Annotated in this window: 17 protein-coding genes; 9 read left to right on the top strand and 8 right to left on the bottom strand. The window is 62.7% G+C overall.

Annotated features, from left to right (window positions below):
* Nucleotide 1 precedes the first annotated feature (1 nt).
* The 4 genes from OU993_RS26225 to OU993_RS26210 all read left to right on the top strand — a co-directional run bounded on the left by OU993_RS26225 (nt 2) and on the right by OU993_RS26210 (nt 3,526).
* The gene (locus OU993_RS26225; RefSeq protein ID WP_268161914.1) at nt 2–925 is read left to right on the top strand and encodes an ABC transporter ATP-binding protein; all 924 of its coding nucleotides are present in this window, start codon (nt 2–4) and stop codon (nt 923–925) included.
* Nucleotides 926–927: 2 nt separating this feature from the next.
* Nucleotides 928–1,689, top strand: a complete 762-nt coding sequence (locus tag OU993_RS26220) for an ABC transporter permease (RefSeq protein WP_268162546.1) — start codon at nt 928–930, stop codon at nt 1,687–1,689.
* A 205-nt stretch (nt 1,690–1,894) separates the two neighbouring features.
* The gene (locus OU993_RS26215; RefSeq protein ID WP_268161907.1) at nt 1,895–3,052 is read left to right on the top strand and encodes a hypothetical protein; all 1,158 of its coding nucleotides are present in this window, start codon (nt 1,895–1,897) and stop codon (nt 3,050–3,052) included.
* A 15-nt stretch (nt 3,053–3,067) separates the two neighbouring features.
* On the top strand, nt 3,068–3,526 hold the full coding sequence (locus OU993_RS26210; protein WP_268161905.1) for a hypothetical protein: 459 nt from the start codon (nt 3,068–3,070) through the stop codon (nt 3,524–3,526).
* A 70-nt stretch (nt 3,527–3,596) separates the two neighbouring features.
* Here OU993_RS26210 and OU993_RS26205 read toward each other — a convergent pair whose 3' ends face one another.
* The 3 genes from OU993_RS26205 to cobS are packed head-to-tail and all read right to left on the bottom strand — an operon-like array spanning nt 3,597 to nt 5,368.
* Nucleotides 3,597–4,301 (bottom strand): retropepsin-like aspartic protease family protein, encoded by a 705-nt coding sequence (locus tag OU993_RS26205; RefSeq protein WP_268161903.1) that lies wholly within the window; start codon nt 4,299–4,301, stop codon nt 3,597–3,599.
* A complete protein-coding gene (locus OU993_RS26200; protein ID WP_268161901.1) occupies nt 4,298–4,534 on the bottom strand; it encodes a DUF1289 domain-containing protein in 237 nt (78 codons plus the stop codon). The genes OU993_RS26205 and OU993_RS26200 overlap by 4 nt, the downstream gene beginning before the upstream one ends.
* A gap of 18 nt (nt 4,535–4,552) precedes the next feature.
* On the bottom strand, nt 4,553–5,368 hold the full coding sequence (cobS, locus tag OU993_RS26195; protein ID WP_268162545.1) for an adenosylcobinamide-GDP ribazoletransferase: 816 nt from the start codon (nt 5,366–5,368) through the stop codon (nt 4,553–4,555).
* A 101-nt stretch (nt 5,369–5,469) separates the two neighbouring features.
* Between cobS and cobT the strand changes: the two genes are divergently transcribed.
* Nucleotides 5,470–6,507, top strand: a complete 1,038-nt coding sequence (gene cobT, locus OU993_RS26190) for a nicotinate-nucleotide--dimethylbenzimidazole phosphoribosyltransferase (protein ID WP_268161899.1) — start codon at nt 5,470–5,472, stop codon at nt 6,505–6,507.
* Between the two features lie 4 nt (nt 6,508–6,511).
* Here the strand turns inward: cobT and OU993_RS26185 are convergent, their stop codons facing one another.
* Nucleotides 6,512–6,820 carry a type II toxin-antitoxin system RelE/ParE family toxin gene (locus tag OU993_RS26185; protein WP_268161897.1) on the bottom strand — a complete coding sequence of 103 codons (309 nt, stop codon included), beginning with the start codon at nt 6,818–6,820 and terminating at the stop codon, nt 6,512–6,514.
* Nucleotides 6,799–7,026 (bottom strand): hypothetical protein, encoded by a 228-nt coding sequence (locus tag OU993_RS26180; RefSeq protein ID WP_268161895.1) that lies wholly within the window; start codon nt 7,024–7,026, stop codon nt 6,799–6,801. The genes OU993_RS26185 and OU993_RS26180 overlap by 22 nt, the downstream gene beginning before the upstream one ends.
* A 155-nt stretch (nt 7,027–7,181) precedes the next feature.
* On the opposite strand from OU993_RS26180, the gene OU993_RS26175 reads away from it, so the two are divergent.
* Entirely contained in the window at nt 7,182–8,297 is a 1,116-nt protein-coding gene (locus OU993_RS26175; protein ID WP_268161893.1) for a hypothetical protein, read from the top strand.
* 18 nt (nt 8,298–8,315) lie between these two features.
* On the opposite strand, the gene OU993_RS26170 is transcribed toward OU993_RS26175, so the two are convergent.
* The gene (locus OU993_RS26170) at nt 8,316–9,851 is read right to left on the bottom strand and encodes a sensor histidine kinase (protein ID WP_268161891.1); all 1,536 of its coding nucleotides are present in this window, start codon (nt 9,849–9,851) and stop codon (nt 8,316–8,318) included.
* Nucleotides 9,852–9,998: 147 nt separating this feature from the next.
* Here OU993_RS26170 and OU993_RS26165 point away from each other — a divergent pair, with 147 nt between their 5' ends.
* The 3 genes from OU993_RS26165 (at nt 9,999) to OU993_RS26155 (ending at nt 11,765) form a co-directional block, all read left to right on the top strand.
* On the top strand, nt 9,999–10,568 hold the full coding sequence (locus tag OU993_RS26165; RefSeq protein WP_268161889.1) for a thermonuclease family protein: 570 nt from the start codon (nt 9,999–10,001) through the stop codon (nt 10,566–10,568).
* A gap of 8 nt (nt 10,569–10,576) precedes the next feature.
* Nucleotides 10,577–11,209 (top strand): uracil-DNA glycosylase family protein, encoded by a 633-nt coding sequence (locus tag OU993_RS26160; protein ID WP_268161887.1) that lies wholly within the window; start codon nt 10,577–10,579, stop codon nt 11,207–11,209.
* Nucleotides 11,210–11,276: 67 nt separating this feature from the next.
* Nucleotides 11,277–11,765, top strand: a complete 489-nt coding sequence (locus tag OU993_RS26155) for an Lrp/AsnC family transcriptional regulator (RefSeq protein WP_268161885.1) — start codon at nt 11,277–11,279, stop codon at nt 11,763–11,765.
* Nucleotides 11,766–11,841: 76 nt separating this feature from the next.
* On the opposite strand, the gene OU993_RS26150 is transcribed toward OU993_RS26155, so the two are convergent.
* Nucleotides 11,842–13,773 (bottom strand): methyl-accepting chemotaxis protein, encoded by a 1,932-nt coding sequence (locus OU993_RS26150; protein WP_268161883.1) that lies wholly within the window; start codon nt 13,771–13,773, stop codon nt 11,842–11,844.
* A gap of 265 nt (nt 13,774–14,038) precedes the next feature.
* The gene (locus OU993_RS26145) at nt 14,039–14,908 is read right to left on the bottom strand and encodes an NAD(P)-dependent oxidoreductase (RefSeq protein ID WP_268161881.1); all 870 of its coding nucleotides are present in this window, start codon (nt 14,906–14,908) and stop codon (nt 14,039–14,041) included.
* Nucleotides 14,909–14,949 lie beyond the last annotated feature (41 nt).

Here is a 14,949-nt window from a genome sequence, read left to right as displayed (position 1 = left end):
CATGTCCTCCATCGTATCCATCAAGAACCTGACGAAGACCTATGCCAATGGATTCCAGGCGCTGAAGGGCGTCGATCTGGAGATCCGCGAGGGCGAGATTCTCGCTTTGCTGGGGCCGAATGGCGCCGGCAAGACGACGTTGATTTCCATTGTCTGCGGGCTTGCCATGCCGTCCTCCGGCACGGTGCTGGTGGGTGGGCATGACGTGGTCAAGGATTTCCGTGCGACCCGAAAACTGATCGGTCTTGTGCCGCAGGAACTGACCACCGACCAGTTCGAGACGGTGTGGAACACGGTCAGTTTTTCGCGTGGCCTGCATGGCGAAAAGCGCAACCCGGCGCTGATCGAACAGATCCTCAAGGATCTGTCGCTCTGGGAGAAGAAGGACAACAAACTGCGGGAGCTCTCCGGCGGCATGAAACGCCGCGTGCTGATTGCCAAGGCGCTGGCGCACGAGCCGCGCATCCTCTTCCTCGACGAACCGACGGCGGGCGTCGATGTGGAGCTCAGGCGCGGCATGTGGGCGGCGATCGAGCGGCTGCGCGAGACCGGCGTGACCGTCATCCTCACCACCCATTACATCGAGGAGGCGGAGGAGATGGCCGACCGGATCGGCGTGATCCGCAAGGGCGAGCTTCTGCTGGTGGAGGAAAAACGGGCACTGATGCAGACGCTCGGCCGCAAGGCGCTGCATCTGGAGCTGAAGACGCCGATCATTCTGCTGCCGCCGGCGCTTGCCGCGCTCGGCGTGACGCTCGGGGCGGATGGCCGCGAGCTGGTGCACGAATACGGCAATGGCGCCGGCGACGCACGCATCGGCCAGGTGCTGGCCACTGTCGAGGCCGAAGGACTGTCGATCTCCGACATTTCCACCCGACAGAGTTCGCTGGAAGACATTTTCGTTTCGCTGGTGGAGACGCACTGATGATGAACATCGAAGCGATCAAGGCGATCTATTATTTCGAGATGGCGCGCACCGGCCGAACCCTGCTGCAGAGCGTGATTTCGCCCGTCATCACCACCTCGCTCTATTTCATCGTGTTCGGCACGGCGATCGGCTCGCGCATCAACGAGGTGGGCGGTGTCTCCTACGGCGCCTTCATCACGCCGGGACTGATCATGTTGACGCTGCTCTCGCAATGCATCAGCAATGGCGCGATCGGCATCTATTTCCCGAAATTCACCGGTACGATCTACGAGCTTCTGTCCTCGCCCGTCTCGATGGTCGAGATCGTCATCGGTTATGTCGGCGCGGCTGCGACCAAGGGTCTGATGATCGGGCTGATCATTCTCGCCACCGCCTCCTTCTTCGTTGACCTGACGATCGAACATCCGCTTCTGATGCTGATGTTCATGGTGCTGACGGCCGTGACCTTTTCGATGTTCGGTTTCATCATCGGCATCTGGGCGGATAATTTCGAGCAGCTGAACCTGGTGCCGATGCTGGTGGTGCCGCCCTTGACCTTCCTTGGCGGCAGTTTTTATTCGATCGACATGCTGCCGCCCTTCTGGGCCGCCGTCAGCCATCTCAATCCGGTGCTCTACCTCGTCTCCGGCTTCCGCTGGAGTTTCTATGGCATTTCCGATGTCAATCCGCTGGTCAGCCTGGTGATGATCGGCGTGTTCCTGGCCGCCGGCATGCTGACGCTCGGCCGGATTTTCAAGACGGGGTACCGGTTGCGGAAGTAGGACAACCGACTCCAGCGCGGACGGCCATCCGGCCGCGTTCGGCTGGGATGAACTTGCGTCCGCCGGTGAGTTGTGCAATTATATATTTACAACCGATAATTCGATCTATCCGACGCCCGATCCGGGCCGAGTTGCGCATTTCTCACGCCTGAAAGTGCTGTGCCTGTCTGACCGCAAGACCGTCCGGGGGACGGAAGGGGGACGCATGCCAACGTGTCTGCAATGGGGTGAAGAACGCGTGGAAAGCTGCACGAGCTGGGCCGATCAGGGCCACAGCGAATGCACACAATGGCGGGATGACGGCTACAGCAGTTGCACCGCCTACGAGGCCGATTGTTGCGACTGGTGGCCGTGCAGCTGGGCCTGCAAACTGGTGAGCTGGATCTGCGTGGCGTCCGTGTGGGTGTCGAGCTGGGTCTGCATCGCCGCTGTCTGGATTGCCAAATGGGTCTGCGTGGGCTGGACCGTGGTCACGACCGCCATCTGCGTGCTGTGGGATGTCGTGACGACCATCGTCAATGCGGTGCTGGTGACGCTGGAGGGCCTGATCGGATGGGTTCTGTCGCTGATTGCGGCGGTCGTCGAGATCATCCTGTCGATCCCCATCATCGGGGCCATCCTGCGCTGGGTGATCAGCCTTGTGACGGCCGTCATCAACATCGTTGCCAGCATCGTCGACATTCTCGCCGGCCTTGTCGGCATCCGGCCGGAAAAGATCCTGCGGGTGTGCCCGGTCATCCTTGCCGACGAGTTTTCCCGGCCGGTCGGCAATCTTGCCCATGCTGTCGATCAGTTGCAGGTGGCAGCCGACATGCTGAAGCGCGACTGCAATATCCGGCTGGTGCCGAGCGGTCCCTTTCAGTATTCCACGGGCTTCAATGGCGCGCCTCAGGTGACCGAAGGATGGATCAAGGTGCTGTCACGCGAGGTGGGGGACCCGGATACGCTGGATCCGAGCTGCAATGCGGAGGGGTTCGGCAACGATCTCGGAAAGGCCGGTTCGAAGTTCAACCTGCTGATGACAACCCACTGTTTCTTCGGCAACTGGCGACGGCTGACTGGTTATGGTGCGCCGGTTGCGGTGTTCTTCGTCCGCAGTGTCGGGGGTGCCGAGGGATGCGGATTGTGGATCACCGATTTCGTGACCGTGGTGGGCCGTACCATGCCGGTGCAACCGGATCTGCGTCGTATCACCACGCATGAAATCGGTCATGCGACCAATCTCTGGCATGTTCCCGTGGCGAGCAATGGCGACAACCTGATGTCCGTGCCTCGGCCGATGCTTCCTGACGTCATGCAGTTTCGGTTCTACGATTGGCAGGTCTTGCTGGTGCGTGCCTCCAAGCACGTCAGTTATTTCTAAAGGAGGGTGTAGGTCATGGAGCAGATCGAAACTTCGCCGATGCCGAAAGGGCGGGTGCTGCGCCCCGTCACCCATCCGGACGACCTGAAGGGCCTCTCGGTCATGCCCCTGATGCATCCCAATCCGCGCGGGCGGCTGGTCCTGCAGGACAAGTCCTTGCCGGATGAGGTGCGCTCCAGGTGGGAAAAAGATCTCAACCGGGCCTATGCGGCCTGCGGCTGCGGCGAGGCTTCGCTGGGCCTTGTGGTCGGATTGCTGGCGGCTCTGATTTTCATCGCCGCGCAGGTTTTGTCCGGCATTCCACTGACCGGCTGGCATGGCCTGTGGCTTTTCCTTGCTGTCGCCATTGGTCAGGGGCTCGGCAAATTCGCCGGCCTTGTCCGGGCCCAGTCTCGGCTTGCCCGCCTTGTTGTGGAGATCGGACGGGACTGGCGGGCAGAACCGCGCGCCCACAGCCACGACGCCTGCGGCTGACTGCTGCACGACGCCCGCGCCTTCAAACGGATCATCGGCGCGCCGCCGAGCGTCTTCCGCCGGGTGGCGGTCAGTCCCGCAGCCTGAGCTGGTCGGTCTGGATCTGCAGCGAGCCGAGGGTGGAGAGGAAACTCATGCCGAGCAGGCTTTCGGCAAGACGCCCGTCTTCCGTCACCAGCGCGCGGATATTGCTGCGCGTGATCGGGCCGATGGCGATGGTCTCCAATCTGACGGGCGCGGCGCGGGCCTCGCCATTGGCGGTCTGGACGCGCACGGAATAACTCAGGTTCTGCGGATCAAGGCCGAGGCGCAGCGCATCATCGTAAGCGAGCACAACGGCGCTGGCGCCGGTATCGACCAGCATCGGGATCGTCTGACCATCGACGGTGACCTGCGCCTGGAAATGGCCGCCGCGGCCACGATAGATCACCACTTCCTCACTGCCTTCACTGGTGGTCATGACGACCGGGCTTCCGGGGATGAGGCCCGCGGTGATGCGGGCGGCGAACTGGTGCAGGTCCGAGCGGTAAAGATAACCGGCAACAAGCACGAGTGCGATCAACAGCCAGACGGCGATGTTGCGCAGGACTTCGCCGGCCCGTCCGCGCCTCCCGGCCAGCACACCCGCCGACAGCAACACGACCAGCGCCGAAAGCTGCACCAGATGGCCGAAATCATCGGTGCCGATGCCGAAAATCTGGCCGGAGTCGTGGTTGAAGATCAGGAGGGCGAGGCCGCCGGCGAGAATGACCAGCAGAACGGTCAGCATGTTCATGCGCGTTTCTCCTCCCGTCGGCGTCCCTTGATCTCGGTCGATCCGTCCTCCGACGAAATGAGGCCCTGTGCGGCCAGGGCGGTCAGGCGCGCCGGCAGTTCCGCCATCACCCGGGTTCGTCCGTCGTCGGTATAGCTGCTCCAACTGGCGATTTCGCCGAGTGTGCGGCCACAGCCGAGGCAGAGCGCCGTTTCCTCATGAATCGTGCAGACGCGGATACAAGGTGTGATCATGGCGTTTATATCATGGCCTCAGAGCACAACCGCAAGGGCACAGAGAAATGCCGTTTCCGTGATCTGCTGGATCGCGCCGATCGTGTCGCCGGTATGGCCGCCGATCGTCTGGCGGACCTTGCGCGCGAAGAGGATGGCCGCCATTGCCGCGGTGGCGACGGCAAACGTGAGGGGCAGCGGCGGCGCACCGCCGAGAAGCGGCAGGACGAGCGCGAACACGCCGCCCAGGGCGAGGGCCGCGTTGCGCGAGGCCGGTGACGGCTGGCCGACGGCGGCGGCGGTTCCGCCGGGGCGGGCGGGCGGCAGCGCCTGCCAGTGCCAGACCATGATCGCCCGCGACAGACAGGCGGCGGCAAGAAGAGCGAGCGGCGCAAGGGGCGATGTGGGGGCCATCACAACGAGAGCGGCCAGCGCTGCGGTCCGCAGGCCAAACGAGAGGATCAGGGCGATCACCCCATAAGCGCCGATCCGGCTGTCCTTCATGATGGTAAGTGCGTGTTCCCGGTCGCGGCCACCGAACAGGCCGTCGGCGCTGTCGGCCAAGCCATCTTCGTGCAGCGCACCGGAGAGGAGCGTCGAAAGGGTGAACGCCAGGAAGGCCAGGAGCAGGGCGGTTTCCGCACGGTGCGGCAGAAGCGTGAGGAGCACGGCGGAGGGCGCCGCAATCACGAGGCCCGCCAGCGGAAAGACGCGCGCGGTCCGGCCCATGCTACCGTCATCGCCATCGAAAAAACGGGCCGGGACGGGCAGGCGGGACAGAAAACCGAGCGACCGCGCAAGATCAAGGGCGAGGTCGCAAATGGAAGCGGAAAACCCTTCACGCGCGTTTGGCAGTTGTTCCTCCGTCGATGCCTGATAAAGAGAGGCACACCAAATCAGATTCCGCCGCCCGAAACAAAGGCGGCGTGAGACGACGCACAAGGAAGAGTGATCCGATGAGCTTGAGCGGCCTGCCTTTCGACGATTTCCGCACCCTGTTGCGGGACCTCCCCGGCCCCGACGCGCATGCGCTGGTGGCGGCGCGCGACCGCAATGGACAGTTGACGAAACCGGCGGGTTCGCTGGGGCGGCTCGAGGAAATCGCCTTCTGGCTTGCCGCCTGGAGCGGCCGGGCGCCGGCGGTCAATCGTCCGCTGGTGGCGATCTTTGCCGGCAATCACGGCGTTGCCCGCCACGGCATCACGCCTTATCCGCCATCGGTGACGCAGCAGATGGTGGAAAACTTTGCCGCCGGCGGTGCGGCGATCAACCAGATCTGTGCGACCTATGATCTCGGCCTGAAGATCTTTGACCTGGCGCTCGATTATCCGACCGGCGACATCACCGTCGAGCCGGCACTCTCCGAACGCGATTGTGCGGCCACCATGGCGTTTGGCATGGAAGCGATTGCCGGCGGCACGGATCTTCTGTGCATCGGCGAAATGGGCATCGGCAATACGACGGTGGCGGCTGCCATCAACCTGGCGCTTTATGGCGGCGAGGCGGAAGACTGGGTCGGGCCCGGCACCGGTTCGCATGGCGAGATGCTCGCCCGCAAGATTGCCGCGGTCAAACAGGCGGTCGCCTTCCACAAGGATCATCTCTCCGATCCGCTCGAAATCCTGCGCCGGCTGGGTGGCCGGGAAGTGGCTGCCATGGCCGGTGCGATCCTCGCCTGCCGGGTGGAAAAAATCCCGGTGCTGATCGATGGTTATGTGGCAACGGCTGCCGCCTCCATCCTCAAGGCCGCCAATCCGACGGCGCTCGACCACTGCCTGATCGGCCATGTCTCGGCCGAACCCGGTCACCTGAAGGCAACCGAAAAGCTCGGCAAGACGCCGCTTCTGGCACTCGGCATGCGGCTTGGCGAAGGCACGGGGGCGGCACTTGCCGCCGGCATCGTCAAGGCGGCCGCCGCCTGCCATTCCGGCATGGCGACCTTTGCACAGGCGGGCGTGACGACGGCCAGCGAGCCGACACCACATCAGCATTGATGGCTCAGAGGTCCGGGAAGGTGCTCGGATCCTGGACCGCGTGGCGAAAGGCGAGGATGACGATGTCCTCGTCGCCGACCTCGTAAAAGACCAGGTACGGGTAAGGCCGCACCGGCAGAACCCGAAGCTTCGGGATCTGCGACAGGCGTCCCATGCACGGATGGGACGGCAGCAGGTCGATCAACGGTTTGAGGCGGGCTGCGACCTTGTCTGCCGCGGCGGGGGATCGATGCCGGATATAATCGAGAAGCGCCGCCAGTTCTGCGGCGGCGAGCGGTGTGTAGCGCAGGTTCAAAGGCCGTGCTTGGACCATATCGTGCGGACCTCGCTCTCATCGGCAAATTCACGCTTCTTCACCTGTTCCAGCGAGGGTCTCAGTCCTTCGATGTCGTCCGGCGAGAGAAGAAAAAGGCTCTCGCCCTCTTCCGCCATTTCCAGCACAAGGCGCGCAATCTCGTCCTGCTTTTCCGGAGGAAGCAGCCGGGCAGTCTCGATGGCAAGGTCGAACAGAGTGGTCATGGGCGTTATTATGCGCCCGGTTTTCCGCCGAGGGAAGGTGTTTCAGGCAAAACTCTCCCGTGCGGCTCGCGGAATCTTGCATCAACAATCGCGTGCATATTGCAACTAAATGTTGAATTTGCTAGCCTCCGCTCAGTTATTCCAAGGGGGCGGGGTTGGCAGGATCGAACAAAGGGTGGGGGCTTTTACCGAATGTCTCTAACGCGGCGAAGGACGCGGAGCCGCCGCTCGCCGTCATCCATGTCGCCTGGATGGCCATCCTCGCCGCCCTGGTTGCGCATGGCCTGTCGCAGTCAGGTGGCATGGGGGGCGCCATCGGGATCGGTGTGCTGATCACCATTGCCGGTGCTGCGGTGGGCGGGCTCGTCGGTTTCCTTTTTTCGTTGCCAAGGGTCCTATCCGGCGATCCGTCCCCGGTGGATGCGGCGGGCGAGGGAAAAGACGGGCCTCCTGTCACGTCGTCGGAAACCCGCGCGCGCAAACGAGCGAGGCTGCTCGGCTCCAATACCAATCTGGAGCGGATTTCCGAATGGCTGACCACCATGCTGGTCGGCGTCGGCCTGACGCAGATCCCGTCGCTTTTCACCTATGCGGCAAAGTTCTCAGACTTCGTCCGCACCAATGCTGCCGTCTTTCCTGGTGTCAACGGCCAGCCAGCCTCGGCCGGCGTACTTCCCATGGCCGCACCCCTGCTGCTCGCCTTCGGGGTGATCAGCGGCTTCCTGTTCTTCTATCTCTACACGCGGTTGGCGCTCTCGCCGCTGTTCCTGGAGGTGGAGGATATTCTGGCGCGTGAAGTCGAGCAGGAGGCGGTGGAGGCTCAGGCCGAGGAGGGGTTTCGCACGGCTGCGGCGAGCCTTGCCGATGCCTGGGAAGATCCTGTGATGCGACAGGTCGCAGCCGCTCCGACCATCTCGGTCGGCGAAAGTCTCAATGTCATCACGAGTGCGCTCTATGAAGAGGGGGGTCATGACCGTGCGATTGCTCTTGGCTACAGCCTGGCCAGTACAGCGGCGACGGAACTGGCGCGTTACTGGTTCCTGATGGCGGCGGCCTTCGGCCAGCGGCACCATGCGCTGCTGAATCGTCCGGACGTGCCCAAGACTGAGCTTGCCGTTGCCCGCCGTTCGGCGCTCAATGCCGTCAAGGAAGCGCTCAAACGCGATCCCCGGATGAAGGCGACATTGGCCGCCATGCTCGAGCCGGAAGCAATCGACAACGATCTTCAGGATTTCCGCGAGGACGAGGAGTTCAGGACGCTTTTGCGGTAAGCCCGGTTTGCCCGTGCCTCAGGCAAAACTCCGGCGGCGCGGTTCCACGGATTTGGCATCCGCCACGGCGGCCACCGACTGCAGCACGCGGGTTTTGGGCAGGATGGCGATTGCCTCTGTGCCTTCACGCAGCTTCGAGCGGAGGATGAACTGGCCGTCGTGTTTGGCAAGGATCGCCTGCACGATGGGAAGGCCAAGCCCGGTGCCCTGCTCTGCGCTCTTGATCGCGATGGAGCCCTGGCCGAAGGCCGACAGCACGATCGGGATTTCTTCCTCGGCAATGCCCGGACCATTGTCCTTGATCGCCACATACTGGCCGCCGCCGGCGGTCCAGCCGACCTTGACGGTCACCTCGCCGCCCTGGCTGGTGAATTTCACGGCGTTCGACAACAGGTTCAGGATCACCTGGCGGATCGACTTCTCGTCGGCCCAGACCTGCGGCAGGTTCGGCTCGAACTGCTGGTGGATGGTCATGTTTTTGGCGCGGGCGCGAAGCTGTACCATTCCGATACAATCCTCGGCCACTTCCAGAAGCGACAAAGCCTCCTCCGAAAGTTCGTAACGGCCGGCTTCGATGCGCGACAGGTCGAGGATCTCGTTGATCAGGTTGAGAAGGTGCTGGCCGGAGCGGTGGATATCGCCGGCATACTCCTTGTAGGTTGCATTCTGCAGCGGCCCCAGCACCTCCTGCGCCATGACTTCGGAAAAACCGAGGATGGCGTTCAGCGGCGTGCGCAACTCGTGCGACATCGAGGCGAGGAAACGCGATTTGGCCAGATTGGCCTCTTCGGCCCGCCTGCGCGCTTCGTCGGAGACGGATTTGGCGACCTCCAGCTCGGCGATCAGATCGTCCTTTTCCGACTGGTAGGCCATCAGCGTCAGGCTGGAGCGGTGCAGCCGGTCGGCGATGTAATGGAAGAGCAGCAGGGCCGTGGCGCACATGCCGATCAACCCGACATCCAGGACATCGCGCGACAGATAGGCCGAGACGGAGAGCACGAGGATGACCGGCACAAAGGACAGGAGTGTCGCCTGCCTGAGCATGATATTGCCCATGGCGGAGATCGAAATCGCCACCAACAGCACGGCGCCCTTGTAGAAATAGAAGCCGTCGCCGCCGCACGCCATGCAGTCGTTTGCGGCAAACAGCGCCAGGCAGCAGCCCAGCAGGATCTGGCCAGCCAGCAGGATACGGCGCCAGCGCGGCGTGTTCGTTGTCGTCAGGTCCCGGCGGGAGGCCTGTTTGGCGAGCAGAAGATTGATCGAGTGGACCGCCAGCGTCAGCAGGGCCCAGGTGAGGTAACGGGCATCACCGGTGATGTAGATGCCGGCTGCGGCGACCAGCGCGACGAACAGCGGCAGGATAAGCGCGCTCTGCAGCACGGTGTGCACGTGCAGAGACAAGGTTTCCTTTTCGAAGACCTGACTGCCGACGGAGGTGGATTGCAACCGCTCACGCGTCACGCGCACTGCCTTCGACACCGCCTTGTTGCGGTGTTGACGCGACTTGTCGACAATGTTCTTGTCGGTTGTGGTGCTAACGCCGCTACTCATGACCATGGGTTACTCTGACCGATGCTGGCCAGACTAGGGGCGAAATCTTAAGAAGATCCTGCCAAGCAAGGTTTTGTTTGCCATCTTCCCCAATCTTCCGTTTGGACTTTGGACCGAAACGTGACGCGTGCCCGACGATATCGCCGGATGAGCCGGCTGAAGGACCTGCTGCTGACGGTCTCCTTCCTGTTCCTGCTGGTCTTGATCGCCGCAAGACTGGCCGGTCCGGGTGAGGAGAGCGTCTTTGCCGGCCCCTTTTTTGTCATCGATGGCGACACGCTCGCCGTCGGGTCCGCACGTCTCAGGCTTTCGGGCATCGATGCGCCGGAACTCAAGCAGACCTGCCTCGACGAAACACAAAGACCCTGGGCCTGCGGCGAAGAGGCGCGGGCGGCGCTCGTCCGGCTGATGCACGAAACCCAAGCGGAATGCCGGGGCGAGGCACGCGATCGTTACCGGCGGGTGCTTGTATCCTGCGTCAGCGGCGGGCAGACGGTGAACGGCCGCATGGTGGCCTCCGGTTTTGCGCTCGCAACCGGCGCCCTCACATTTAGGCGGGAACAGAGTGCCGCCGAGACGGCGCATCGCGGGATCTGGCGCGGACCGTTCGACCATCCGCGGGTGTTTCGAGACCGCGCCGGGCTGATCGATCAAGAGCAGGAAGGAGAGGGCGTTTGGCAGAGCATTTACGATCTGCTGTCGCTGGCCTGGCTGTGACCGGGCAAATGGCAGGACCGGACCACCTGAAAACCCTGCGCGAGATGATCGGGCACTGTCGTGTCTGCCGGGATACACCGTTGAAGGGGCCCGAACGACGTCTGCCGCATGAACCGCGTCCGGTCGTGGTTATCTCGCCGGTCGCGCGCATCCTGATTGCCGGTCAGGCGCCGGGCTTGCGCGTCCACGAGAGTGGACTGCCGTTCAACGATGCCTCCGGCGACCGGCTGCGCGCCTGGCTGGGCGTCGACCGGCAGACCTTTTATGATCCGGACACATTCGCCATCGTGCCGATGGGCTTCTGTTTTCCCGGTTATGACGTGAACGGTCACGATCTGCCGCCGCGCGTCGAATGCGCGCCGCTGTGGCGGCGACGCGTGATCGAGGCCATGCCGCAGATCGAGACGGTTCTGGCGATCGGCCAGCATGCGCAGGCCTGGCATCTGGGCGGGCGGCGCCAGAAGACGATGACGGAGACCGTGCGCGACTGGCGCTCCGTGTTTTTCAGCAATGAGGGGCCGCGGGTGATGCCGCTGCCGCATCCGAGCTGGCGCAACAGCGGCTGGCTGAAGAAAAACGCCTGGTTCGAGGCAGAGTTGCTGCCTTCGCTCCGCGCTTATGTGGACAGCCTGATCCGCTGAAAGGATTTTCGGTTACAGGGCCCGAAAATCGCGATATGTAGAATATAGTTTCCCCATAGGAGTTGAGATGGACCGCCTCGACCGCAAGATCCTGCGCATTCTGCAGGAAGATTCCACGCTCGCCGTCGCCGATCTTGCCAAGAAGGTCGGACTTTCCACGACGCCCTGTTGGCGGCGCATCCAGAAGATGGAAGAGGATGGCGTCATTCGCCGGCGGGTGGCGCTGCTCGATCCGGCCAAGGTCAACACGAAGGTCACGGTCTTCGTGTCGATCCGCACCAACAGCCATTCGATCGAGTGGCTGAAGCGCTTTTCCGAGGTGATTTCGGAATTCCCCGAAGTGGTGGAATTCTACCGGATGAGCGGCGACGTGGATTACCTGCTGCGCGTTGTGGTGCCGGATATCGCCGCCTACGATGCCTTCTACAAACGGATGATCGCCCGCATCGAGATCCGCGACGTGTCCTCGGCCTTTGCGATGGAGCAGATCAAATACACGACGGAACTGCCGCTCGATTACATGATGCTCGACAACCAGAAGGCCGGTGAGGACTGAGAGGTCCTCAGCCGCTTCAGACAGGAAAAGGCCGGTGACGCGGGTCGCGTCACCGGCCTTCTTGTTTGCGTGGGGATCAGAATTCTTCCCAGCTTTCGGCTGCCGCACCGCCGCCACCAACGGCCCGTGCCACCTTGCTCACCAGCCGGCGTGCCGGCGAGGGGGCGGGGGAATTGCGGGAGGCGGATGCGACCAACGGTGCATGCGCGGCAGCGCCGCCCTGCAGCTGGAAGCGGGAGATCAACTGGCGCAGCTTTTCCGCTTCGCCGGCAAGGCCGGTGCTGGCGGCCGTTGCCTCTTCCACCATGGCGGCATTCTGCTGGGTGACCTGATCCATCTGGTTGACCGCTGTATTCACCTCTGAGAGGCCGACCGACTGTTCCTTGGCGGAGGTGGCAATCGCATCGAGCTGCGTATTGATCGAGACGACATGGCCCTCGATGACCTTGAGCGCTTCGCCGGTTGCCTTGACCAGGCGCACCCCGTTATCGACTTGATCGGCCGAGGTACGGATGAGGTCCTTGATCTCCTTGGCGGCCTGGGCAGAGCGTTGCGCCAGCTCACGGACCTCCTGGGCGACCACCGCAAAGCCCTTGCCGGCTTCGCCCGCGCGGGCTGCTTCGACGCCGGCATTGAGCGCCAGCAGGTTGGTCTGGAAGGCGATCTCGTCAATGACGCCAATGATGCTGGAGATCTGGTTGGACGATTGTTCGATGCGCTGCATCGCATCGACCGCGTCGGCCACGACCCTGCCGGACTGGTGTGCGGCCCGATTGGCCTCGACGGCGACGGTGCGTGCCTCGTCCGTCCGTTTGGAGGCGTTGGAGACGTTGGCAGTGATCTGATCGAGCGCTGCGGCGGTCTGTTCGAGCGAGGCGGCCTGCTGTTCCGTTCGTTTGGACAGATCGCCGGCGCTCTGGCTCAGCTCGCGCGAGCCGCTGTCGATGGAGACGGCGGAGCTTGCCACCTGGGTGAGCGTGTCCTTCAGGCGGGTGGCGGCCGCATTAAAATCGTTACGCAGGCCTTCGAACTCCGCCGAGAAGGGGTGGGGCAGCTGGACGGCAAGATTGCCATCGGCGAGCTGGTGGAGGCCTTCGGCGAGCCCCGCGGTGGCCTGTTCCATGGCCGCGGCACGGGCGCGGTCCGCTTCGGCATTGTTGCGTCGTTCCGCTTCGGTGACGGCGCGCTCCTCAATGGCCCTTACCTCGAGTTCGCGGGCTTTCGTGCCGTTATCCTTGAAGACCTGCACCGCACGCGCCATCGTGCCCACCTCGTCGCGCCGCTCGGCACCCTCCACCGTCACCGTCAGATCGCCATTCGCCAGAACGCCCATGGTGGAGGCCAGCGTATGGATGGGTTTGATGACCGAGAGGCGGATGATCATAAATCCGAAGGCGCAGACAGCGACAATGCCGGCGCTGATGATCACGAGCATGGTGATCACAGTGGATGACGTTTTTGCGGTCAGCGCATCTCCCTTTTCCGTGGCGCTCTTCAGAATGCGCATGGTGTTCTGCGTCATGGTGTCGCCGAGTCGCAGGAAGTCGGGCTGGCACTTTTCGTAGAACTGCGCCTGAATCTTCTGGTTCTGGACGGGATCGGTTGTCGCCATGCCGGCCTCGATCACGGCCCGGCACGAGACGTCGACGATGCGGAGACCTTCGGCCTTGAGATCCTGCAGTTGCCGCTCCTGAGGGAGGGCCGCGATGGCGCTGTCCATCATCTCGGCAAATCGGGCACGTGTGTCGGTAAACTCCTCCTGCGAGCGGTTCAGGACGGCCTGATCGGTGGCCATGATGATATCGCCGATGGCCGCACGCATGGACTGGAGGTTGCGGTTGGCCCGGGCGATCGCCACCGACGCCGTCGAATCGTGATCGATCAAGGCGTTATAGTCCGCATCCACATCCTTCATCGCGATCGAGGCGTTGATCGTGACGCCCAAGGCAAAAAGCGCAAACATCCCCATGATGATGAAAAATTTTGCAAGTATCGGCAGATTTCCCATCGCGAACAATCCTAATTTAGATTTATCTTTTTCATTTAATCGTCAGGCGCCAAGCACCTTTTTGTTTGCGATTATGTTCCAAACTGGAAATGGATGGTTAAAATTATACTGTAAGTAGTCGAGCTGTGGGTGGGCCGGTTCCAGAGCGGGACAGCCACTTAGGGCGCGGGAGGCGGGTGTCCTGGGCGGAGAAAATCCTGAATTGACCGACTCGTCCAGCGCAGTTGGTCTGCGCCGGACATATCAGGCATCGGAAGAGGGGGAGTTACTTTTCCAGTCGTGCGAGCAGGGACGAGGTATCCCAGCGATTGCCGCCGAGCTTTTGAACCTCGCCGTAAAACTGGTCGACCAGGGCGGTGACTGGAAGCGTCGCGCCGTTGCGCTTGGCTTCGTTCAGCACGATGCCGAGATCCTTGCGCATCCAGTCGACGGCGAAACCGAACTCGTATTCGCCCCTCGCCATCGTCTTGTGACGGTTTTCCATCTGCCAGGAGCCGGCAGCGCCCTTGGAAATCACCTCGACGACCTTTTCGATGTCGAGGCCGGCCTTCTTGCCGAAATGGATGCCTTCGGCGAGCCCCTGCACGAGGCCGGCAATGCAGATCTGGTTGATCATCTTGGTCAGCTGGCCGGCGCCGACCGGGCCCATCAGGCCGACCATGCGGGCATAGGCATCGATGACGGGTTTTGCCTTGGCAAAAACTTCCTCTTCGCCGCCGCACATCACTGTCAGCACGCCGTTTTCGGCACCCGCCTGGCCGCCGGAGACGGGGGCATCGATGAAGGATACGCCCTTGTTCCGGGCGGCGGCGTCGAGTTCACGGGCGACCTCGGCGGAGGCGGTGGTGTTGTCGATCAGGATCGCGCCCGGCTTCATGGTTTCCAGAACGCCGCCTGGACCGGTGGTCACCGAACGCAGGTCATCGTCGTTGCCGACGCAGGTGAAGACGAAATCGGCGTCCTGCGCCGCTTCAGCCGGGGTCTTGCCATAGGCGCCGCCGAATTTTTCCACCCAGCTCTGCGCCTTGGCGGTGGTGCGGTTGTAGACCGTGACATCGTGTCCGCCCTTGGTCTTCAGGTGGCCGGCCATCGGGAAACCCATGACACCGAGACCGATAAACGCAACTTTCGCCATTGTTCAAAAATCCTCCAGTAACCGAAACCTGAGGTCTATTG

It is taken from the genome of Rhizobium sp. SL86 (assembly GCF_026672545.1).
Classification (GTDB): domain Bacteria; phylum Pseudomonadota; class Alphaproteobacteria; order Rhizobiales; family Rhizobiaceae; genus Neorhizobium.
The sequence above is the reverse complement of the archived record's forward strand: the minus strand, read 5'-3'. Positions and strand labels throughout refer to the sequence as shown.